Source organism: Streptomyces thermoviolaceus, from assembly GCF_045209695.1.
GTDB classification, from domain to species: Bacteria; Actinomycetota; Actinomycetes; order Streptomycetales; family Streptomycetaceae; genus Streptomyces; species Streptomyces thermoviolaceus.
Map to the genome: position 1 here is coordinate 1,910,878 of NZ_CP109280.1, position 20,777 is coordinate 1,931,654.

Genomic DNA, 20,777 nt, shown 5'->3' on the forward strand with positions numbered 1-20,777 from the left:
ATGCGCCGTTACGGCAAGCACACCGACGAGGACGACATCCGCACCCGCCCCGGCCGCCGGGGCACCCGGCCGCGGACGAACATCCGCCCCAAGCACGAGAACGCGGCCCAGGGCATGGTGCTCACCGTGGACCGCGGCCGGCTGACCTGCCTGGTGGACGGCCGCACCGTCGTGGCCATGAAGGCCCGGGAGCTGGGCCGCAAGGCGGCCGTCGTCGGCGACCGGGTGGCCCTGGTGGGCGATCTGTCCGGCAAGAAGGACACCCTGGCGCGCATCGTGCGCATCGAGGAGCGCACCTCGGTGCTGCGCCGCACGGCCGACGACGACGATCCCTTCGAGCGGGTCGTGGTGGCCAACGCCGACCAGCTGGCCATCGTCACCGCGCTCGCCGACCCCGAGCCGCGCCCGCGCCTGATCGACCGCTGCCTGGTGGCGGCCTACGACGGCGGCCTGGAGCCGCTGCTGGTGCTGACCAAGTCGGACCTGGCCCCGCCGGACGAGCTGCTCAAGCTGTACGGGGCGCTGGACATCCCGTATGTGGTCACCAGCCGGGAGGAGTTGGAGAGCGGTGAGGCCGTGCGGCGGGTGTGCGCGCATCTGGAGGGCAAGGTCACCGCGTTCGTCGGACACTCCGGCGTGGGCAAGACGACCCTGGTGAACGCGCTGGTCGCGGAGGACCGGCGGCGGCTGACCGGCCAGGTCAACAAGGTGACGGGCCGGGGCCGGCACACCACCACCTCGGCGCTGGCACTGCCGTTGAAGGACGCCTCCGGCTGGGTGATCGACACCCCCGGGGTCCGGTCCTTCGGGCTGGCCCACATCGACCCCTCCCGGGTCATCCACGCCTTCCCCGACCTGGAGCCCGGTACTCAGGACTGCCCGCGCGCCTGCAGTCACGACGAGCCCGACTGCGCGCTGGACGCATGGGTGGCCGAGGGCCACGCGGACCCGGCCCGGCTCGCCTCGCTGCGCCGGCTGCTGGCCACCCGGGAACGCCAGGAGGGCGACTGACGGAGGCTCACCTTCCGGACCCCGCCCTACCTCAGCTTCGCCGTCCCGGCTAAGGTCGGGTAAAGACATCTTCAAGCACAACATCACACCGAGCCCAGGCGGCCACGGAGACGGACAACGGGAGGACAGCACATGGCGTGGCTGCTGGTCATCGTCGCGGGACTGCTCGAGACCGGCTTCGCGGTATGCCTGAAACTCTCCCACGGCTTCACACGCCTGTGGCCGACCATCGCCTTCGCGAGTTTCGCGCTCGGCAGCTTCGGGCTGCTGACGCTGTCTCTGCGGCGGCTCGACGTGGGGCCGGCGTACGCGGTGTGGACCGGCATCGGGGCGACGGGCACCGCGATCTACGGCATGGTGTTCCTCGGGGACGTGGTGTCCACCCTGAAGATCGTGTCGATCACGCTCGTCATCGTCGGGGTCATCGGACTGCAGTTGTCCGGCTCCGCGCACTGACGGCCTCTGCGCCGCACCGACGATCTCCGCGCACCGACGACGCCCGGCGTCCGCACGGATGCCGGGCGTTCCCCTTCCCGCGCTCCGTGCGCCCCGGTCAGTCCTGCGCCCCGGTCAGTCGGGCGCCCCGTTCAGCCCCTGTGCCCCGCTCGGTCCGGGCGGCACCGGCGCAGCACCGCGCGCACCAGGTCGCCCGCGCCGTGCTCGCCGGGCGGCGCCGCCACGCAGGACAGGCCGAGGCGCACCACCAGCTCGCAGGTGCCGGCCAGGTCCACGACGTCGGGCTCCGCAGTGCCCGGGGCGGACAGGGCGGCCACGGCTCGGTCGCGGACCTGCGCCAGCACGCCGGCCGGCGACAGCGACCGGCCGTCGCCCCGGTCGCCCGCGGCGTCAGGCTGGGCTGCGGCCTGCTCCACTCGGGGCAGCCACGCGTCCCAGCAGCCGGTGAGCAGCGCCTTGACCAGGGCGTTGTCCCGCGCGGCCGCGGCGATCCACTCGACGAGGGCGGTGAGCCGAGGGTGGGGGTCGGACCCACCGGCCAGGGCACGGTCCACCCCGGCGAGGAAGGCGGCGGCCTCCCGCTCGACCAGCGCCCGCGCCAGCCCGTCCTTGGTGCCGAACTCGTTGTGGAGCGTCTGCCGCGACACCCCGGCCGCAGCGGCCACGTCCACCATCCGCACCGCGTACCACGGCCGGCGGGTCAGCGCCGCGTAGGCGGCGTCCAGCAGCAGATCCCGCGCTGCAGGCATCATCGCCTCCCGGGGGCGAGCCACTACGCCGGACAGGTTCGAGGCGCCCCACGACAGTGTCAAGGGCGCTCGAAGCAGCTTTGGAGGCATGGCCCGGGAGCGGCACGGCGCATCCCGGAGCCGCGTGCTCCGGGCGGCACGGCGCACGGCCGGACTGCGCACTCCGGGTGGTGCGGCGCATGCGGGGACTGCGCGCTCCGGGTGCTCGCCGCCGACGCACCCGGCCCCCTGTGGCCCGGGGCGTCCCGGGGCGGTTACCGTTCACTGCATGCCGGACTACCTCGACGATTTGCGCCTGGCCCACGTTCTCGCGGACGCGGCCGATGCCGCGACGATGGACCGCTTCAAGGCCCTCGACCTCAGGGTGGAGACCAAACCGGACATGACACCGGTGAGCGAGGCGGACAAGGCGGCGGAGGAGCTGATCCGCGGCCAGCTGCAGCGCGCCCGCCCGCGTGACGCGATCCTGGGCGAGGAGTACGGCGTCGAGGGCAGCGGCCCGCGCCGCTGGGTGATCGACCCGATCGACGGCACCAAGAACTATGTGCGCGGGGTGCCGGTGTGGGCCACGCTGATCTCGCTGATGGTGGCGGGCGAGGGCGGCTACCAGCCGGTCGTGGGCGTGGTCTCGGCGCCCGCGCTGGGCCGCCGCTGGTGGGCGGCGAAGGGCCACGGGGCGTTCACCGGACGCAGCCTGTCCCAGGCCTCCCGGCTGCAGGTCTCGCGCGTGGCCAAGCTGGAGGACGCCTCCTTCGCGTACTCCTCGCTCAGCGGCTGGGAGGAGCAGGGGCGCCTGGACGGCTTCCTGGACCTGACCCGCCAGGTGTGGCGCACCCGCGCCTACGGCGACTTCTGGCCGTACATGATGGTCGCCGAGGGATCGGTGGACCTGTGCGCCGAACCGGAGCTGTCGCTGTGGGACATGGCGGCCAACGCGATCGTGGTGACCGAGGCGGGCGGCACCTTCACCGGTCTGGACGGGCGTCCCGGGCCGCACAGCGGCAACGCCGCCGCCTCCAACGGGCTGCTCCACGACGAGCTGCTGGAGTACCTCGACCGGCGCCGGTGAGCCGGGAGGAACGACGACGGGCCGGGTCCCCGAAGGGAGCCCGGCCCGTCGGCCGCGACAAGCGGTCCCGTGCTGGGATCAGCCGCGCAGGGCCTGGACCGCGGCTTCCAGCCGCTTGCCGAAGTCGGCGTCGGCCTGACGGAAGTTGTTGATCGCGCGCTCGATGATCTCCTCGCGGGAGACCTGCGAGATCGAGCCCGCCAGGTTGCCGATCAGGCGCTCCTTCTCCTCCTCCGACATCAGCCGGTAGAGGTTGCCGGCCTGGACGAAGTCGTTGTCCTCGGCGTGCAGCGGGGCCGGCTGGTCACCGGTGACACCGGAGACCGGGAGCGGCTGCCACAGCGGACGGTCCGTCTGGGCCGGGCCGCCGAAGCTGTTCGGCTCGTAGTTCTTCGCGCCCTTGTGGCGGCCGTCGTACAGGAAGCCGTCCCGGTTGTAGGTGCGGGCCTCCACGGCGTGCGGGCGGTTCACCGGCAGCTGGTCGGCGTTGATGCCGACGCGGTAGCGGTGGGCGTCGCCGTAGGCGAACAGGCGGCCCTGGAGCATCTTGTCCGGGGACGGGCCGATGCCGGGCACGAAGTGCGCCGGGGAGAAGATCGACTGCTCGACCTCGGCGAAGATGTTCTCCGGGTTGCGGTTCAGCTCCAGCTTGCCGATCTCGACCAGCGGGTAGTCGGCGTGCGGCCACACCTTGGTCACGTCGAACGGGTTGAAGCGGTAACCGGCCGCCTCGGCCGCGGGCATGATCTGGACGTAGACGGTCCAGGTCGGGTAGTCGCCGCGCTCGATCGCCTCGCGCAGGTCCCGCTGGTGGGAGTCGGGGTCCTCACCGGCGAGCTTGTTGGCCTCCTCCTGGGTGAGGCACTTGATGCCCTGGTCGGTCTTGAAGTGGTACTTGACCCAGAAGACCTCGCCGGCCTCGTTGTTCCACTGGAAGGTGTGCGAGCCGAAGCCGTCCATGTGGCGGTAGGACGCGGGGATGCCGCGGTCGCCGAACAGCCAGGTCACCTGGTGCGTGGACTCCGGCGACAGGCTCCAGAAGTCCCAGACGTTGTCCGGCTCCTGGCTGCCCGTGTAGGGGTCGCGCTTCTGGGTGTGGATGAAGTCGGGGAACTTGATCGCGTCCCGGATGAAGAACACCGGGGTGTTGTTGCCGACGAGGTCGTAGTTGCCCTCCTCGGTGTAGAACTTCACCGCGAAGCCGCGCGGGTCGCGGACGGCGTCCGCGGCACCGAGGTTGCCGGCCACGGTGGAGAAGCGGAGGAAGACCTCGGTCTGCTTGCCGACCTCGGAGAGGAACTTCGCCCGGGTGTACTGGGTGACGTCGGCGGTCACGGTGAAGGTGCCGTAGGCGCCGGCGCCACGGGCGTGCACCACGCGCTCGGGGATGCGCTCCCGGTTGAAGTGGGCGAGCTTCTCCAGCAGCAGCTGGTCCTGGACCAGAATCGGGCCGCCGGCGCCGGCGGTCTCGCTGTTCTGGTTGTCGGCCACCGGTGCACCGGCCTCCGTAGTAAGCGGTCCCTGCGTCACGTCGCCTCCTGCGGCAATGTCTGATCCTGTTGCTAGGCCAAAGCCGCCATCGATCCTACAATGGACAATGTCTAAGTCAAGCGACTCTCCAAAGTCACACTGGTTCGGGATCTATTCCCCTGCTGCTAGGCTGGTGCCATGAGCGACCTTCTGGAACGGCTGCGCGGACGCGGATGGCGGATGACCGCGCAGCGGCGCGTCGTGGCCGAGGTGCTGGACGGCGAGCACGTCCATCTCACGGCCGACGAGGTCCATGCGCGGGCGGTCGCCAAGCTGCCCGAGATCTCCCGCGCCACCGTCTACAACACGCTGGGCGAGCTGGTCTCCCTCGGCGAGGTTCTCGAGGTCACCACCGACAAGCGCGCCAAGCGGTACGACCCGAACGCCCACCGGCCCCATCACCACCTGGTGTGCGCCCGGTGCGGCGCGATCCGCGACGTGCGTCCCAAGGGCAACCCGCTGGCCGACCTGCCCGACTCGGAGCGCTTCGGCTTCACCGTCTCCGACGTCGAGGTCACCTACCGCGGCCTCTGCCCCGATTGCACCGCCGGCTGACCGCCCCGGCGCCGCACAACGCCTGACCGCCCCGGCCCTGCGACACAGCGCCGGGGCTGAGTGGTACCCGCAGCCGGACCGTGTGGTGCCCGCACACCGACCGGCACCCCGACCGGCACCGCTGGGCCGCGCGGCCGAGGTCGCCCACAGCGTGCGGAACGCAGAAAACACCGAGGGCCGGAACCCTGATCGGATTCCGGCCCTCGGCCTTCAGTAGCGGGGACAGGATTTGAACCTGCGACCTCTGGGTTATGAGCCCAGCGAGCTACCGAGCTGCTCCACCCCGCGTCGACGAACAGAACACTACGTGAAGGACGGGCCGGGAAGCAAATCGCCTCCGCCGAAGGTCGTGCCGGGACCGCCGAGGCATGCCAGGACCGCCCGCGGCCCGGAACCGCCGGGGGCATGCCCTGCCCCCCGCGGTCCGGAACCACCGGGGGTCATGCCGACAGCTCCTCCCGCAGCGCGTCCCGCAGCCGCGCCGCCCGCTGGGCGACCTCCGAGGGGCCCAGCTCCGAGGCCCGGTCCGCCCACCACTGGCCCTCGGCCAGCTCGCCGCGGCGCGCGTAGACCAGGGCCAGCCGCAGCGCCGCCCGCCCGTGGCCGGCGTTGGCGGCCCGTTTCCACCACATCACCGCCTCCGGCTCGCTTCCCTCGCGGGCCAGCAGCAGCCCCAGGTTGAACGCGCCGTTGCGGGAACCGGCCTCCGCCGCGGCCCGGTACCAGCGGGCCGCCTCGACCACGTCGCCGCGCGCGGCGGCCAGCATGCCCACCCGCACCTGGGCCCGCCGGTGCCCCTGGTCGGCGGCCCGCTCGTACCACTCCTCGCACTCGGTCTTCTCCAGCACCGGCGCGCCCAGCTCGTGCGCCGGGCCCGGCGGCCGCCGGGCGTCGAGCAGGGTGGCCAGCCGGTAGGCACCCTCCGCGCTGCCGCCGCCGGCCGCGCACCGCAGATACCGCTCGGCCGCGTGCTCGTCGCCCGCCCGCAGCCGGGCGATGCCCGCCTGCAGGGCGGCCTCGGTGTGCCCGGCGGAGGCGGCCCGCTCGTACCAGAGCAGGGCCTCTTCGTCCCGGCCCTGCCCGGAGTAGAGGATCCCCAGATTGAACGCGGCGTCCACGCTGCCGCCCTCCGCGGCCTTGGAGAACCACGGTTCGGCGCCGCCGGTGTCCCCGCCCTGCAGCAGCAGCACCGCCAGCGCGTTGGCCGCCTCCCGGTGTCCGGCGTAGGCGGCGCGCCGGTACCACTGCTCGGCCTGGGCGGTCCGGCCCTGCTCGGCGCAGAGCAGGCCCAGGTTGTAGGCGCCGTTGACGTCGCCGGCGTTGAGCGCCTTGCGGTACCAGCGCTCGGCGGTCTGTGTCTCGCCGCGCTCGGCGTGCAGCGCGCCCAGGGCGTTCGCCGCGTTGCCGTCGCCGTCCTGCGCGGCCCGCAGCCACCACACGGCGGCGGCCTCGGTGTCCCCGGCATCGCGGAGCAGGAAGCCCAGCGCGCAGGCGGCGCGGGCCTCGCCGTCCTTGGCGGCGGTCAGGTACCAGCGGCCGGCCTCGCGCACCTCGCCGCGCTTCTCCAGGATCGCGCCCAGGTACAACGCGGCCCGCCGGTGGCCGCGCGCGGCCGCCTGCCGGTACCACTGCTCGGCCTCGGCCTGCAGCCGGGCGCCGTCCGGGGCGGGCTCGCGCGGCGCGCGCTGGTCCAGGGCGCGCGCCAGCCGGTACGCCGCCTCGCGGTGCCCGCGCTCGGCGGCGACGCGCATCCAGCGTTCGGCACCGGCGTCCCCGCGGTGCTCCAGCAGGTCGGCGAGGGCGTAGGCGCCGAGGACGTGGCCCTGTTCGGCGGACTGGCGCAGCCAGTACTCGGCGGCGGGTTCGTCGCCGCGCTCGCGGTGGTACCGGCCGAGCGCGTGGGCCGCCGCGGCCGAGCCGGCGACGGCGGCGATCCGCCACCAGCCGGCCGCCTCGTCGGCGTAGCCGCGCTGGTGGAGCAGGACACCCAGGTTGTTGGCGGCGGCCCGGTCGCCGGCCGCGGTGGCGGCGCGCAGATGGGGTTCGGCTCCGTCCAGGTCGCCGCGGCGCAGCAGCATCGCGCCGAGGACGCTCATCGCCTCCACGTCGCCGGCCTCGGCCGCCAGGCGGCGGCGTGCCAGTTCGGCGACCTCGTCGGCGGCGGCACCGCTCTCGTCCGGGGTGGAGCCTACGGTGTCGTCCAGTGCCGTGGACGTCGCGGTGGCCGTGGCCGCGGCGGCCCCGTCGTCCTGACCCGGATCGGTGGCGTGCGCAAATCGCCCTGTCGTGCCCAGAGTTACCTTGTCCCCCATAACGTCCATCGTCGCACCACCTGCAACCCGGGTACACCTGGTATACCGCAGCCAGTGAGGTCACTACAGCGTTTTGTCGACATGCCCACAGAGAGATAAGTCAAACACAGACCGGGCAACTCGCCACGGCGGCGCGACGGTGGGCGGGGACGGCACATTCGTTCGCACGTCACCATGCGCACACGGCGAAGGCCCGGGTCCCGTCGGGACCCGGGCCTCGGTGCGGCCCGCGGCGGTCAGCCGCCGCTCTTCTCGCCGCCGGCGCCGCTGCTGCCCTGCTGCTGCGCGCGGGCCTGGGCCTGTTGGGCCCGTTGCAGCGCGCTCTGCAGGTCCTTCTGCGCCTTGCCGTACGCCTCCCAGTCGATCGGCGACTTCCGCAGTGCGGCCTGTCCGTCGTCGAACGCCTTCTGAGCGTCCTTCAGTGCCTGCTGGACCTCAGGATCACCCGATCCGGTGGCTGTGTCGGGCGGTGTGGTGGTGCCGGTGTCGGGCGGCGGGGTGGAGCCGGTGGCGCCGAACACCTTGTCCAGTGCCTCGTCGAGGCTGTTCTCGAAGGCGGTGGCGCCGCCGTAGGTCACCAGGACCTTGCGCATCAGCGGGTACTTGAGCTGACCGCCGCGGACGTAGACCGGCTCGACGTAGAGCAGTCCGCCGTCGAGCGGGATGGTCAGCAGGTTGCCGTACTCGATCTCCGAGTCGCCGTTCCTGACCTGGCGGATGAAGTCGGTGATGTTCGCCTGGGAGTTGGAGTTGAACTGGCTCTGGACCTGCTTGGGTCCGTCGGCCGTCGTGCTCGTCCGCAGCTTCAGGATGCGGATCTGCCCGTAGCCGGGGGTGCCCGCCTCCGAGTCGACCGCCATGAAGGCACTGAGGTTGTCCCGGCCGTTCGGGGTGAAGGTCGTGGTCAGCGAGAACGCCTGCGCCTTCTGGTCGGGCATCTTCATGGTCAGGTAGTACGGCGGCACCGCGTTGCCCGACTTGTTGGTCGGGTCGTCCGGCACCTGCCACACCTCGCTGCCGCTGAGGAAGGTCTGCGCGTCCTGCACGTGGTAGCGGGTGAGCAGCTCACGCTGGACCTTGAACAGGTCCTGCGGGTACCGCAGATGGGACATCAGCTCCGGCGAGATCGCCGACTTGGGCTGCACCGTGCCGGGGAACGCCTTCATCCAGGTCTTCAGCACCGGGTCCTCGGTGTCCCACTGGTACAGCTTGACCTCGCCGGTGTAGGCGTCCACGGTCGCCTTCACCGAGTTGCGGATGTAGTTGACCTGGCTCTGCTGGGCCACCACCGAGCGGGAGTTGTTGGCCGCGGTCAGCGAGTCGGCCGTGGTGTCGCCGAGGGTCGTCCGGGAGGCGTACGGGTAGCCGTCGGTGGTGGTGTAGGCGTCGACGATCCACTGGATGCGGTGGTCGACCACGGCCGGGTAGGCGTCCCCGTCGATGGTGAGCCAGGGCGCGACCGCCTCGACCCGCTCCTTGGGGGTGCGGTTGTACAGGATCCGCGAGCCGTCGCCGATCGCCCCGGAGTAGAGGATCTGCGGCTCGCCGAACGCCACCGCGTAGGCGGCCCGGTTGAGCGGGTTGGACAGGCCGACCCCGCTCTTGCCCTGGTAACTCGTCGTCTTCTCGCCCTCGTTGTCGGAGTAGTCGATCTCCTTCTGAGGGCCGCCGACGATCGAATAGGTGGTGGTCTTCTCGCCGTAGTAGATGCGCTGCTGGTACGTGCCGAGGTCGCCGGTGGGGGGCAGGTCGGACTCGGTGAACACCGGCTCGCCGTTCTCGGCCGCGGTGCCCTTGGCCGCGACGACGCCGAAGCCGTGGGTGTACCGGAAGTGGTTGTTGATCCAGTTCTTCTTCGGGATGCCGGCCAGGTTCAGCTCCCGCAGGCCGATGACCGTGTCCTGGACCTTGCCGTTCTTGTCGCGGTAGCGGTCGACGTCCAGGGTGTCGGGGAACGCGTAGTAGTTCCGCACCTGCTGCAGCTGCTGGAACGTCGGCGAGACGATGTTCGGGTCGAGGATGCGGATGCTGGCGGTCTTGGCGACGTCGTCGCGCAGGGTCGCCTTGTCCTTGGTGGTGCTGGTGCCGGCGTAGTCCGTCACCTTGACGTCGTCGATGCCGTACGCCTCACGCGTGGCCTTGATGTTCCTGGCGACGTACGGGGCCTCCTTGGCCTGCTCGTTGGGCTGGACCTGGAACTTCTGCACGATCGCCGGGTACAGGCCGCCGATGAGGATGGCGGAGAGCACCATCAGACCGAAGCCGATGACCGGCAGCTGCCAGGTGCGCCGCCACAGCGTGGCGAAGAACAGCAGGGCGCAGATGACCGCGATGCAGAACAGGATGGTCTTCGCCGGCAGGTAGGCGTTGGCGTCGACGTACCGCAGGCCGGTCCACTTGTCGGTGGCCTTGAAGTCGCTGGACTTGACCGCCAGTCCGTACCGGTCGAGCCAGTAGGCGACGGCCTTGAGGGAGACGAACACGCCCAGCAGCACCGACAGATGCCCGGTCGCCGCGGCGGTGGCGCGGGTGCCGGGCGAGGTGAGGCGCAGCCCGCCGTACAGGTAGTGGGTGAGCACGGCGGCGATCAGGGACAGCACCGTCGCGGCGAAGCCGAAGCCCAGCAGGAACCGGTACCAGGGCAGGTCGAAGGCGTAGAAGGAGACGTCCAGGTGGAACTGCGGGTCCTTCGTGTGGAACGGGACGGCGTTGACCCAGGTCAGCCAGGTGCGCCACTGGCCGGCCGCGGAGGCGCCCGCGATCAGGCCCACCAGGGCGGTGATCCCGCACAGCAGCCACTTCTTGTACGGCGCGACGCCCATCCGGTAGCGGTCGAGGTTCTGCTGCTCGGCGGACATCGCGCTCATCGGGGGCCGCAGCCGGTGGGCGAGCCAGATGTTGAAGCCGACGACCAGCGCCATGAGCAGGCCGAAGACGAAGAACAGCGCGATCTTGGTCCACAGCGTGGTGGTGAACACCGACGAGTAGTGGACCGACCGGTACCACAGCCAGTCCGTCCAGAAGCCGGCGAACATGGTGAACACCATGCCGAGCACGGCCAGCGCGCCCAGCGTCATCAGCAGGGCCCGGGCAGGCCGGGACGGGCGGCCGACTCTCATCCGCGGCCCGGACGGGCCCGACCCGCGGTCCGGCATCTGGAAAGCCAAGGGTGCACCTCGATAGTTCGCTGTCGATAAGCCGAGTGGTTCCGTGTCATCGCGCTCGGGGCCGCCTCAAGCCCTCGGGCCCGCGGACCGTGCGGTGGACCCGGACGTGCCGGGCCCACACCTATGCAACTTACTCACGGCTTACGCGGTTCCCGCCCGAGCCCGAGAACGAGGCAGGATTGTGACCATGTCCAACACACCCATGGCAGCGAGCCCCCTCACCCGGGCCGTGCTCGAGATCGACGAGTACGCCTCCACCCTCGGGTGGGACCAGCCCGCTCGCCTCTTCGCCCTCGTAGACACCGCACAGCTGCGGGCCCAGGAACCCGGTCTCGCCGACCGGCTCGGCCTGGACGACGAGCAGCACACCTCCGGTCTCACCCCGATCGAGCAGGACGAGATCCCGGCCGACCGGCCGCTCGACGAGTTCCTCGCCACCATCGCCTGGCCCGACGCGGTGACCGGCTGCGCACTGACCGTGGAGCGCCTGATGCTGCCGCCGTCCGCGGAGGCCGAGGTCCCGCAGGACCTCGACGAGGCCGAGCTGACCCGGTGGGTGGCGGAGCATCCCGAGCGCCAGGAGGTGCGGATGACGGTGGCCGTCCTGCGGGACGGCGCCCGGGAGTCGGCCCTGCGGCTGCGGGAGAAGGACTCCCCGACGGAGGTCCTCACCGGCTCCGACCTGGTGCCGAACCTGGCCGAGGCGCTGGCGGCCACCTTCGAGGACTGAGCGGCTCCGCGCACGGGCCCGGGGCGCCCCGGCCGGCGGGGCGCGGCCGGGAGGGCGGGCCTCGGGGCCCCGGCCGACGAGGCGGCTACCGCGTGCACGTCGGCAGGGCGCGGGTGTTCCCGCTGCGGATGTCCTTCAGGGCGTCGAGGGCGTCCTTCATCGTGCGGACCTCGACGAGGGTGAGCCCGTCGGGGGCGTCCTTGGCGGCGGCCGCGCAGTTGTCGGCGGGGGTCAGGAAGTACTGGGCGCCCTGGCTGCGGGCGCCGATGGTCTTCATCTCCACGCCGCCGATCGGGCCGACCTTTCCGTCGTCGTCGATCGTCCCGGTGCCGGCCACGAACTTCCCGCCGGTCAGGCTGCCCGGGGTGAGCTTGTCGTAGATGCCGAGCGCGAACATCAGTCCGGCGCTGGGCCCGCCGACGTCGGCGAGCTTGATGTCGATGTTGAACGGGAAGGTGTGGTCGGTCCCGGCGGAGATCCCGACGACGGCGCGTTCGGCGCCGGAGTCGTGGGACCGGGCGGTGGTGAGGGTGACGTCCTCGGTGGTGGTCGCCGTACGGTGCTGCTTCTCGGCGGCGGCCTGGTCCTTGGCGGGCACGATGGTGAAGACGACGTCCTCGCCGGGCTTGTGCCGGGTGACGAGCTTCGCGACGTCGGAGGGCTGTGTGACCTCGGTGCCGTCCACGGCCTTGATCACGTCACCGGCGTGCAGCACCCCCTGGGCGGGGCTGCCCTTGACCACGCTGGAGACGATCACCCAGGTCTCCACCGGGATGCCGAGTTCCTTCAGGGCCGCGACCTTGGCGCTCTCCTGGGACTGGCTGAACTCCTCGGCGTTCTCCTGGTTGGACTGCTCCTCGGTCTGGCCGTCGGGGTAGAGCGTGTCGTGCGGGACGACCTTGTCGTCGTGCGCCAGCCAGCCGTAGATCGCCTCGACCAGGTTCATCTTGTAGTCGGCGCTGGTGACCCGGACCGTGGTCATGTTCAGGTGACCGTCGGTCGGGTAGGTCGGGTGCCCGGAGATCTGCAGGACCGGTTCACCGTCGTGTTCGCCCAGCGTGTTGACCGTCGGCCCCGGGGACATCTCCGCGTACGGCACGGGAAGGAACACCCCTGCGCACAGGAGCGCGATCAGCATCAGGGTCGAGGCGAGCATCGTCGCGGTGCGGCGTGGCATGCCTCGACAGTACGGGACCGTCCTGTGGGCCCACTGCCTGGGCCGCCCGTCCTCGCCCGGCCTCACGTGCGGGACGTGGAGCGCTCCATGGCCTCGCGGAAGCGCGCGTATCCGTCGAGTTCGGGGCCGTCGCCGCGCACGGTGCGGGTGCGGTTGGCCCACACGCCCCACAGTCCGGCGCCTATCGCAGTCAGCAACGGAATCAGCAACCAGGCGAGCACCGCCATGCCGTCCTCCCAGCCCCGTTCGAGCGACTGCAACCGAGTGATCAGCAGATTAACCGTCTGCAGTGACAACGGTCACGTCAGGGGGGCGGTTACGCAACCGGATACCGGGGTAGCCCGGCCCGCCGGGCCCCGGCGAGGCGGTGCGTGGCGCGCGACGGACCGGGCCGGACGGCCCGCTGCGGGCGCGGACGGCGGATTCGGCCGGGCGGGTGAGGAGCCAGGCGGCGACGGACCCCTCGAGGCCGAGGACGGACCGCCCTCGGCTCAGCAGGCGCCCACCCACTCCTCCGTGCCGTCGGAGAACCGCTGGTGCTTCCAGATCGGCACCTGGTGCTTGATGTCGTCGATCAGCTGCCGGCAGGCCGCGAAGGCCTCCGCGCGGTGCGGGCAGGACACCGCCACGACGACGGCCAGGTCCCCGACGCGCAGGTCGCCCACCCGGTGGACGGCGGCGAGCGCCCGTACCGGGTACGCGGCGGCCACCTTCTCGGCGACCCGCCGCATCACGTCCTCGGCGGTGGGATGGCAGGAGTAGCCGAGGGAGTCGACGTCGGCGCCGCCGTCGTGGTTCCGCACGGTGCCCACGAAGAGCGCGGTGCCGCCGGCGGCGTCGTCCCCGACGGCCCGGAAGACCTCGTCCAGCGACAGCGCCGTGTCCCGGACGGCGATCAGCCGGACGGGATCGCCGGAAGCCTGCTCGCCGGGGTGATCGTCGATGGATGCCATGCCCCCATCCTGCCCCACCCTCCGCGGAGCGCGGAACGGCCGGTCGCGCCGCCTTCCGCGCCGTGCGCGCCCCGATGCCTCGGCGTATCCCGCGCCGTGCGCGCCCCGGAAACCGGGCGTATCGGGCGTCGTGTGCGCCCCGGAAACCAGGCGTGTGCGGGCGTCGTGTGCGCCGCCACGGGCCGGCGTGTGCCTCGTCGAACACGCCGGTCCGCCCGGCTCCGGTCAGACGCGCCGACGTGCCTTGCGAGCCCGCCGCACCACGGCCGCGGCGCCCAGCAGCGCCACCGTCGCCCCGGCCGCCCCCGCCGCCGTCGCGTCCTTGCGGCCCAGCCGCCGGCCGGCCACCGTGTGCCGCCCGGCGACCTCCTCCAGCAGCTGGGCCAGCACCTCCTCGTTGGTCCACTTCGGCCGCCAGCCCGCGTCGTGCAGCCGGCTGCCGCTGACCACCCACGGGTACATCGTGTAGGCAAGGTCGCCGGCCGGGGACGGGGTGAGGCCGATGCGGTGCAGGCGGGCCGCCGCACCCAGCGCGACCGCCGACGGCAGCTCCATCCGGCGGATCCCGCTGAGCGCCTCCACCTCCTCCTGCTCCAGCCAGCCGTCGCAGCCGACGGCCAGCTCGCCCTCGACCTTCTCCAGCACGGCGTACTCCAGCGCGCTGCACAGGTCCTCGACGTGGCAGAACTGCCAGGCGGGCCGCGAACCGGCCACGACCAGCAGCCGCGGGGACTCGAAGTACCTGGTCAGCGCCGTGTCCGTGCCGCCGACCAGCACGGCGGGACGCACCACGGTGACGTTCAGGCCGGGGTGCGCCCGCGGCGCCCGCCTGGCCAGCCGCTCGATCTCCAGCAGGTCGCCCACCCCGGTGGCCTCGGCGGTGGCCCGCAGCTCGGCGTCCTCCGCGAGCGGCAGCTCGTTGTCGGGCAACGCGCCGTAGACCATCGCGGAGGTGCACAGCACCACGCGGCGCACCCCGGCCGCGGCCGCGGCGGTCAGCACGGTCTGGGTCCCCCGGACGTTGTACGCGCTGCGCGCGGCGGGGTCGGTCTCCAGGTTCAGGTCGATCGCCAGGTGGACGACGACGTCGCAGCCGCGCAGCTTGTCGGCGATCGCGGGGTCCCGCACGTCCAGGACGTGCCAGCGCGCCGCCGCGCACTCCCCGCGTCGCTCGTCGATGGCGACGACCTGCCCGATCTCCTCGCTCGCGGCCAGCCGCTCGGTGAGCAGCGCGCCGACGCCGCTCGCGGCTCCGGTGACCGCGACGACGGGCCCGCGCACGGCGGAGGTGCTTTCATGGTTTCGCGCTGCGCGAACCTGCGGATCTGGGGAACTCACCGGGCGTCTCCAGCGGTTGTCTTCCATACGGGCGCGAATGACGCGTACGTACCAGGTGGCATCCATCCTGCCGCAGGCGCTGTGTCGGCGAAGCACCCAGGCCCCGACCGGCCGGGGTGTCTACGCTGGGTGGTGTTGTCGGGCAGCCGCGCCGCCGGAGAGAACCGGTGGCCTTACCAGCCGAGGAATCCCGTGAGTGACACCCCATTCGGATTCGGCCTTCCGCCGGAGGAGCCGGAGAACGGCGACGAGGGCAAGAAGAAGGACCAGCAGAGCGGTGGTGGGCAGGGACCGGCCAACCCGTTCGGTTTCGGGCTGCCCGGAGCCGGAGGCCTTGGCGGGTCCGGCGCCGACAATCCGTTCGCAGCCATGTTCGGGTCGATCAGCCCCACCGATCTGGGAGCCGCCTTCCAGCAGCTCGGCCAGATGCTCTCCTACGAGGGCGGCCCGGTGAACTGGGACATGGCCAAGCAGATCGCCCGCCAGACGGTCTCCCAGGGCACCCCGGACGGCACCAAGGACGCCAGCGTCGGTGCCGCCGAGCGCAACGCGGTCCAGGACGCCGTCCGCCTGGCCGACCTGTGGCTGGACGACGTGACCTCCCTGCCCTCGGGGTCGGCCACGGCCGTGGCCTGGTCCCGGGCGGAGTGGGTCGAGGCGACGCTGCCCGCCTGGCAGGAGCTGGTGGACCCGGTCGCCGAGCGGGTCGGCACCGCCATGGGCGAGGTGCTGCCCGAGGAGATGCGGGCCATGGCCGGACCGCTGATCGGCATGATGCGCTCCATGGGCGGCGCCATGTTCGGCACGCAGATCGGCCAGGCCGTCGGCGTACTGGCCGGCGAGGTCGTCGGCTCCACGGACATCGGGCTGCCGCTCGGCCCGGCCGGCAAGGCCGCGCTGCTGCCGGTGAACATCGCGGCGTTCGGCAAGGACCTGGGCGTGCCGCCGGAGGAGGTGCGGCTGTACCTCGCCCTGCGGGAGGCCGCCCACCAGCGGCTGTTCGCGCATGTGCCGTGGCTGCGCTCCCACCTGTTCGGCGCGGTGGAGGGGTACGCCCGCGGGATCAAGGTGGACACCGCCAAGCTGGAGGACGTGGTCGGTCAGTTCGACCCGCAGAACCCCGAGCAGCTGCAGGACGCGCTGCAGCAGGGCATGTTCCAGCCGCAGGACACCCCGGAGCAGAAGGCGGCGCTGGCCCGTCTGGAGACCGCTCTGGCGCTCGTCGAGGGCTGGGTGGACGCGGTGGTGCACGCCGCGGCCAAGCCGCGCCTGGCGTCCGCGGACGCCCTGCGGGAGACGCTGCGCCGACGCCGCGCCTCCGGCGGTCCGGCCGAGCAGACCTTCGCCACGCTGATCGGCCTGGAGCTGCGGCCGCGCCGCCTGCGCGACGCCTCCCGGCTGTGGGCCTCCCTCACCGACGCCCGCGGTGTCGACGGCCGCGACGCGCTGTGGGCGCACCCGGACATGCTGCCGACGGCCGCGGACATGGACGACCCGGACGGCTTCGTCCACCGCGAGCAGCTGGACTTCTCCGAGCTGGACAAGATGCTGGGCGAGGCGGCCGGCGGCTCCGTCCCCAAGCCGGACCTGCGCAAGCACGACAAGGGCGGCACGCAGGACGACGGCGGCGAGGGCGAGGGCGACGGCACGAAGTGAGCCTCCACGACGACGCGGTCCTCGTCCTCCAGGGGTACGAGGACCAGCCCGAGCTGCGCCGGGCCTACCTGGACCACCTGGCCGCGCACCCGGACGGCATGTGGCGGGCCTGCACCGACGGGCACATCACCGCCAGCGCCCTGGTGGTGGACCCGGACGGCGGACGGGTGCTGCTGACCCTGCACCGCAAGCTGCGCATGTGGCTGCAGATGGGCGGCCACTGCGAGCCGCAGGACTCCACACTGGCTGGCGCCGCGCTGCGCGAGGCCACCGAGGAGTCGGGCATCGTCGGCCTGTCCCTGCTGCCGGGCGGCCCGGTGCGGCTGGACCGGCACCGCACGCCGTGTGCCTGGCACCTGGACGTGCAGTACGCGGCCGTCGCCCCGCCCGGGGCGGTGGAGGCCCTCAGCGACGAGTCGCTGGAGCTGCGCTGGTTCCCCTATGCGCAGGTGCCGGACGTGGCCGACAAGTCGGTGGTGCGGCTGGTGGAGGCCACCCGCGCCAGGCTCCGGGCGGCGGGCGCCCGCTGACCCGGGGCGTCCGCCCGGCTGATGACTCAGCACGTGCGGCCGGGTGAGGGGCGACCGCTCGTGCGGCCTCCCCTCACCCGCCGGCCGCCCTTCGTCCGTCGGCCGCTTCTCGTCCGCCGACCGGCCCCGGACGTCGCCCGGGTCAGCTCCAGACGTTGCCCTGGTTCTGCCCCCGCGCCCCGTGCGCGCCCAGGCCGTACTGCGCGGCCAGGCCGTGGCCGATCACGGCGTTCTGCGGCGGCAGCAGCTCGCTGGGCTGGACGAGGACGAAGCCGCTGCCCATGAAGTTCAGCTCCCAGCCCTCGCCGGTGTTGCCGCGGCGCCGCCACACCCCGGCGGATTGGGTCTGCGCCTGCATCTGCACCCTCAGCCCGGTGGACCAGGCGACGATCGCGTCCGCGTCGCAGCTGATGTACCGGTCCGGGGTGACCTGCATGAGCAGCGGTGCGCCGGAGGTCATCAGGGCGACCTTGCCGCGCCCGGTGATGTTCAGCTGGTACTTCCCGGAACCGGAGATGCCGTACATGCTGTCGACCGCGATGACCTCGTGGTGCAGCGAGGAGTCCAGCGCGAGCACATAGGCGCTGTCGACCGTCAGGCCCTCCTGCTCCACGTCCATGATGTGGACGTACTGCGCGAGGTTGGCGAGGTAGACGGTGCCCTGCCCGTGGCACCGCATCAGGTCCAGGCCCTCACCGGTACGGGCCCGCGCGTAGGCCTGGTCGGTGCTCTGGTACTCGGCGTCGAACTCGATCAGACCCTGGTAGGCGACCATGGTGCCCTTGCGGGCGAGGACGTCGTCGTGGCCCTCCAGGGTGATGCGGAGCATCTGCTGGTTCTGCAGGCTCCAGCGGTCCTGGGTCTGGACGTCGTTGTGGGCGAAAAGCGGGCTCTGCATGCTGTCCTTCCCCCCTCAGCCCCGGATCCGGAGCCGGTCGGAGCTGTCCTCGCTGGGCTGCACGACGACGATGCCCTGGCCGGAGAAGGCCAGTTGGAAGGCCTCGCCGCTGCCCCGGCCGATCAGGGACTGCGCCTTGAAGCTGCGCTTGCCCTTGACCTTCAGGCCGGGCGACCAGGCGACGAGCGCGTCCGGGTCGACGTACGTCTCGTCCTCGCCGCTGCCGCAGTCGACCACGATCGGTGTGCCGCGCGAGGTGAGGGCGACCCAGCCGTGGCCGGAGATCGTCGTGTTCCACAGGCCCTGCCCGGCGAACTTGGCCAGTCCCTTCACCCTCTCCACGCCCCACTCCAGGTGGGCGTCGAAGGCGAGGAGGTTGGTGGCGTTGACCGAGATGCCGTCGCCGCCGAGGTCGATGACGACGACGTCCGCGCCGTAGTCGGCGAGGTAGAGCAGGCCGTCGCCGGAGCACTTCATCAAGGGTGCGCCCTCGCCGGTCATCCAGTCGCGGGCGATCTGGCGGACGGCCGGAGGGTTCGCCTCGTACTGGATGAAGCCCTCGTAGGCGACCATGGAGCCGGCGCGCGCGAACAGGTCGTTGCCGGTCTGCAGGGCCACCTTCACCATGTGGCTGCCGTGGTTCTCCATGCGGGCCGTGACGGGTGCGGGGGCGTGGCCCGCGGGCGGCTGGTTCATGACGGGCTCCATCAGACCTCGTAGGGCTGGACGACGACGAAGTTCCCGGGCGCCGCCCGGAACTGCAGGTTGACGCCTTCTCCGGTGTGGCCGGGGTAGGCGTTGCGGCGCATGTGCACCTGGCTGGACACGATGACCTGGGCGGCCGCCGACCAGGCGACGACGGCGTTGGAGTCCACGAACGTCGTCGGGGTCACGGGCAGCACGACGGGCGTGCCGTGCGTCTTGACGACGACGGTTCCGGTGCCCTGGAACTGGAGGGTGAACAGGGCACCGCCGGGGATGCCGTGCCCCTCGATGCGGCGCACCTCGTGGTGCAGGCTCTCGTCGAAGGCCAGCACATTGTCCGCGGAGACGCAGATCGCGTCGCCCTGCAGCTCGACCGGGTGCAGATGGGTGGCGTCATCGGCGAGGAAGACCTGGCCCTGGCCGGTGCAGCGCATCAGCTGCATCTCCTGGCCGGTGACGTTGCCCACGATGCGGCCCATGACGCCGGCGCCCTTGTAGGCGAAGTCGACCTTGCCCTGGTAGAGCACCATGCTGCCCTGCTTCGCCAGCACCGGCTGGCCGTCGGTGCCGAGGTCGACCCGGACCAGCTTGCTGTTCTGCAGGGTCCAGCGCTGCCCGGTGGGCGTCTCCTTGTACTTCTGCAGCGTGACGGTCACCCCGGCGCCCTGCGGGGTGCTGTCCGGGACGCCCTGCGCAGTGCCCTGCGGCACGCCCTGGGGAACGGCCGCCTGCGGGGCGCCGGGGCCGCCGGCGACAGGGACCTGCCCGAACGGCGGCTGCAGGCCGGGACCGGGCGGAGGCGTGGGCTGCCCGTAGCCGGGGGGCGGCGGTGCGCTCGGGGCGGGCGCCGGGGCGTGGGGCGCCCCGCCGAACGACGGCTGCGGGTGCGCCTGCGGGTCGTGCACCGCCGGGGCCGGTGCGGGCGAGGGCGGGGTGGCGGTGTCGCCGGCCGGAGGCACGGGTGCCGCGACGGTCGGCGCGGCGTACATGGAGGGAGCGGGGGCCGCCGGTGCGGGTGCCGCGGCCGGCGCCGGGCTCGGGGCCACCGGGGACGCCGGGTTCGGCGGCGCGGGCGGAGTCTCCTGCGGCGCGGCGGGCTGGAAGCCGCCCACCGGAGCCGCGCCCGTGGTGGCCGGGGTGGCCTGTGCCGGGCCCGCCGCGGCGGCGGGGGCGGGCGCGGACGGCGCGGCGGGCGTGGACGGGCCGGACGGTATCGCGAAGGGCGGCGGCGCGTCGTCCTCGGCGGGCGGGGCGAAGCCGGGCACACCGTCGGTCGGCGAGCCGGAGTCCTCTTCCTCCAGCACCTCGCCGCCGAAGTTCTTCAGCAGCGCCTCCAGCCCGCCGTCGAAACCCTGGCCGACCGCGGCGAACCGCCAGCCGTCCTTGTAGTAGATGTCGCCCAGCATCACGGCCCGTTCGGTGGAGAACTCCGAGCCGGTGAAGGAGTAGCGGGCCACCTCCTGACCACCCGCCGCGATCCGCAGGTACCCGGGGCCGATCTGCGCCATCTGCCCGGCGCCGTCGATGGTCGCCGTGAACGTCAGCTTCCGGATGTGCGGCGGGATCCGGTCCAGGGTGACCCGGAAGGACTCGGTGTCGCCCGCCTGCGGCCCCAGCAGCTGGATGGCCTCCTCGGGGGACTTCGGTTGGTTGTAGAAGACGAAGTACCGGTCGTCCGACAGCCGTTCGTCGGCGTCCAGGCCGAAGCAGCTGATGTCGAAGGTGAGCCCGGGGCCGGCGATCTGCACTCCCACGTACAGATCCGTGCCCCGCGTCAGATCACTGATCCGGGCCTTGTGGCCGCGCTGGAATTCCCTGGTCATGCGTAACGACCGTCCCCCATCCCGTATACGACTGCGTCGCGTCAGGCTAACGTCACCGCAGGACAACGGGCCAAGCCGGTGCGACCCCGGTACGCAGCGCCCGCACGCCGGTGGGCTC

General features: G+C 72.3%; 18 protein-coding genes and 1 tRNA gene. 7 read left to right on the forward strand and 12 right to left on the reverse strand.

Annotated elements, in window-relative coordinates; genetic code table 11:
* Positions 1-1,011 (forward strand): ribosome small subunit-dependent GTPase A, encoded by a 1,011-nt coding sequence (gene rsgA, locus OG899_RS08255; protein WP_406310965.1) that lies wholly within the window; start codon positions 1-3, stop codon positions 1,009-1,011.
* A 132-nt stretch (positions 1,012-1,143) separates the two neighbouring features.
* On the forward strand, positions 1,144-1,467 hold the full coding sequence (locus OG899_RS08260; RefSeq protein WP_125497842.1) for a multidrug efflux SMR transporter: 324 nt from the start codon (positions 1,144-1,146) through the stop codon (positions 1,465-1,467).
* Positions 1,468-1,598: 131 nt separating this feature from the next.
* Here OG899_RS08260 and OG899_RS08265 read toward each other — a convergent pair whose 3' ends face one another.
* Positions 1,599-2,219: a TetR/AcrR family transcriptional regulator gene (locus tag OG899_RS08265; RefSeq protein WP_125497843.1), complete on the reverse strand. Its 621-nt coding sequence runs from the start codon at positions 2,217-2,219 to the stop codon at positions 1,599-1,601.
* 265 nt (positions 2,220-2,484) lie between these two features.
* On the opposite strand from OG899_RS08265, the gene hisN reads away from it, so the two are divergent.
* Positions 2,485-3,285, forward strand: coding sequence for a histidinol-phosphatase (gene hisN, locus OG899_RS08270; RefSeq protein WP_125497844.1), 801 nt, complete (start codon positions 2,485-2,487; stop codon positions 3,283-3,285).
* Between the two features lie 78 nt (positions 3,286-3,363).
* Here hisN and OG899_RS08275 read toward each other — a convergent pair whose 3' ends face one another.
* The gene (locus OG899_RS08275; protein WP_125497845.1) at positions 3,364-4,815 is read right to left on the reverse strand and encodes a catalase; all 1,452 of its coding nucleotides are present in this window, start codon (positions 4,813-4,815) and stop codon (positions 3,364-3,366) included.
* A gap of 138 nt (positions 4,816-4,953) precedes the next feature.
* On the opposite strand from OG899_RS08275, the gene OG899_RS08280 reads away from it, so the two are divergent.
* Positions 4,954-5,370, forward strand: coding sequence for a Fur family transcriptional regulator (locus OG899_RS08280; RefSeq protein WP_125497846.1), 417 nt, complete (start codon positions 4,954-4,956; stop codon positions 5,368-5,370).
* A 214-nt stretch (positions 5,371-5,584) separates the two neighbouring features.
* On the opposite strand, the gene OG899_RS08285 is transcribed toward OG899_RS08280, so the two are convergent.
* The 3 genes from OG899_RS08285 to OG899_RS08295 form a co-directional block, all read right to left on the reverse strand.
* Positions 5,585-5,658, reverse strand: a tRNA-Met gene (locus tag OG899_RS08285).
* A gap of 152 nt (positions 5,659-5,810) precedes the next feature.
* On the reverse strand, positions 5,811-7,691 hold the full coding sequence (locus tag OG899_RS08290) for a tetratricopeptide repeat protein (RefSeq protein ID WP_125497847.1): 1,881 nt from the start codon (positions 7,689-7,691) through the stop codon (positions 5,811-5,813).
* 227 nt (positions 7,692-7,918) lie between these two features.
* A complete protein-coding gene (locus OG899_RS08295; RefSeq protein WP_168131605.1) occupies positions 7,919-10,837 on the reverse strand; it encodes a UPF0182 family protein in 2,919 nt (972 codons plus the stop codon).
* 199 nt (positions 10,838-11,036) lie between these two features.
* Here OG899_RS08295 and OG899_RS08300 point away from each other — a divergent pair, with 199 nt between their 5' ends.
* Positions 11,037-11,579, forward strand: coding sequence for a PPA1309 family protein (locus OG899_RS08300; RefSeq protein ID WP_168131583.1), 543 nt, complete (start codon positions 11,037-11,039; stop codon positions 11,577-11,579).
* An 85-nt stretch (positions 11,580-11,664) separates the two neighbouring features.
* Here the strand turns inward: OG899_RS08300 and OG899_RS08305 are convergent, their stop codons facing one another.
* The 4 genes from OG899_RS08305 to OG899_RS08320 all read right to left on the reverse strand — a co-directional run bounded on the left by OG899_RS08305 (position 11,665) and on the right by OG899_RS08320 (position 15,047).
* The gene (locus tag OG899_RS08305; RefSeq protein WP_125497849.1) at positions 11,665-12,756 is read right to left on the reverse strand and encodes a PDZ domain-containing protein; all 1,092 of its coding nucleotides are present in this window, start codon (positions 12,754-12,756) and stop codon (positions 11,665-11,667) included.
* Between the two features lie 62 nt (positions 12,757-12,818).
* Positions 12,819-13,016 (reverse strand): hypothetical protein, encoded by a 198-nt coding sequence (locus tag OG899_RS08310; RefSeq protein WP_125497850.1) that lies wholly within the window; start codon positions 13,014-13,016, stop codon positions 12,819-12,821.
* 231 nt (positions 13,017-13,247) lie between these two features.
* Positions 13,248-13,709, reverse strand: a complete 462-nt coding sequence (locus OG899_RS08315; protein WP_125497851.1) for a molybdenum cofactor biosynthesis protein MoaE — start codon at positions 13,707-13,709, stop codon at positions 13,248-13,250.
* A gap of 225 nt (positions 13,710-13,934) precedes the next feature.
* On the reverse strand, positions 13,935-15,047 hold the full coding sequence (locus OG899_RS08320) for an SDR family oxidoreductase (protein WP_125497852.1): 1,113 nt from the start codon (positions 15,045-15,047) through the stop codon (positions 13,935-13,937).
* 192 nt (positions 15,048-15,239) lie between these two features.
* Here OG899_RS08320 and OG899_RS08325 point away from each other — a divergent pair, with 192 nt between their 5' ends.
* Positions 15,240-16,703 (forward strand): zinc-dependent metalloprotease, encoded by a 1,464-nt coding sequence (locus OG899_RS08325; RefSeq protein WP_168131584.1) that lies wholly within the window; start codon positions 15,240-15,242, stop codon positions 16,701-16,703.
* A complete protein-coding gene (locus tag OG899_RS08330; protein WP_125497854.1) occupies positions 16,700-17,233 on the forward strand; it encodes an NUDIX hydrolase in 534 nt (177 codons plus the stop codon). Before OG899_RS08325 ends, OG899_RS08330 begins: the two co-directional genes overlap by 4 nt.
* Positions 17,234-17,375: 142 nt before the next feature.
* On the opposite strand, the gene OG899_RS08335 is transcribed toward OG899_RS08330, so the two are convergent.
* Genes OG899_RS08335 through OG899_RS08345 form a run of 3 tightly spaced genes read right to left on the reverse strand, consistent with a single transcriptional unit; the run spans position 17,376 to position 20,659 of the window.
* A complete protein-coding gene (locus tag OG899_RS08335; RefSeq protein WP_125497855.1) occupies positions 17,376-18,131 on the reverse strand; it encodes an AIM24 family protein in 756 nt (251 codons plus the stop codon).
* Between the two features lie 15 nt (positions 18,132-18,146).
* A complete protein-coding gene (locus OG899_RS08340) occupies positions 18,147-18,827 on the reverse strand; it encodes an AIM24 family protein (protein ID WP_125497856.1) in 681 nt (226 codons plus the stop codon).
* 11 nt (positions 18,828-18,838) lie between these two features.
* Entirely contained in the window at positions 18,839-20,659 is a 1,821-nt protein-coding gene (locus OG899_RS08345; protein ID WP_125497857.1) for a TerD family protein, read from the reverse strand.
* Positions 20,660-20,777 lie beyond the last annotated feature (118 nt).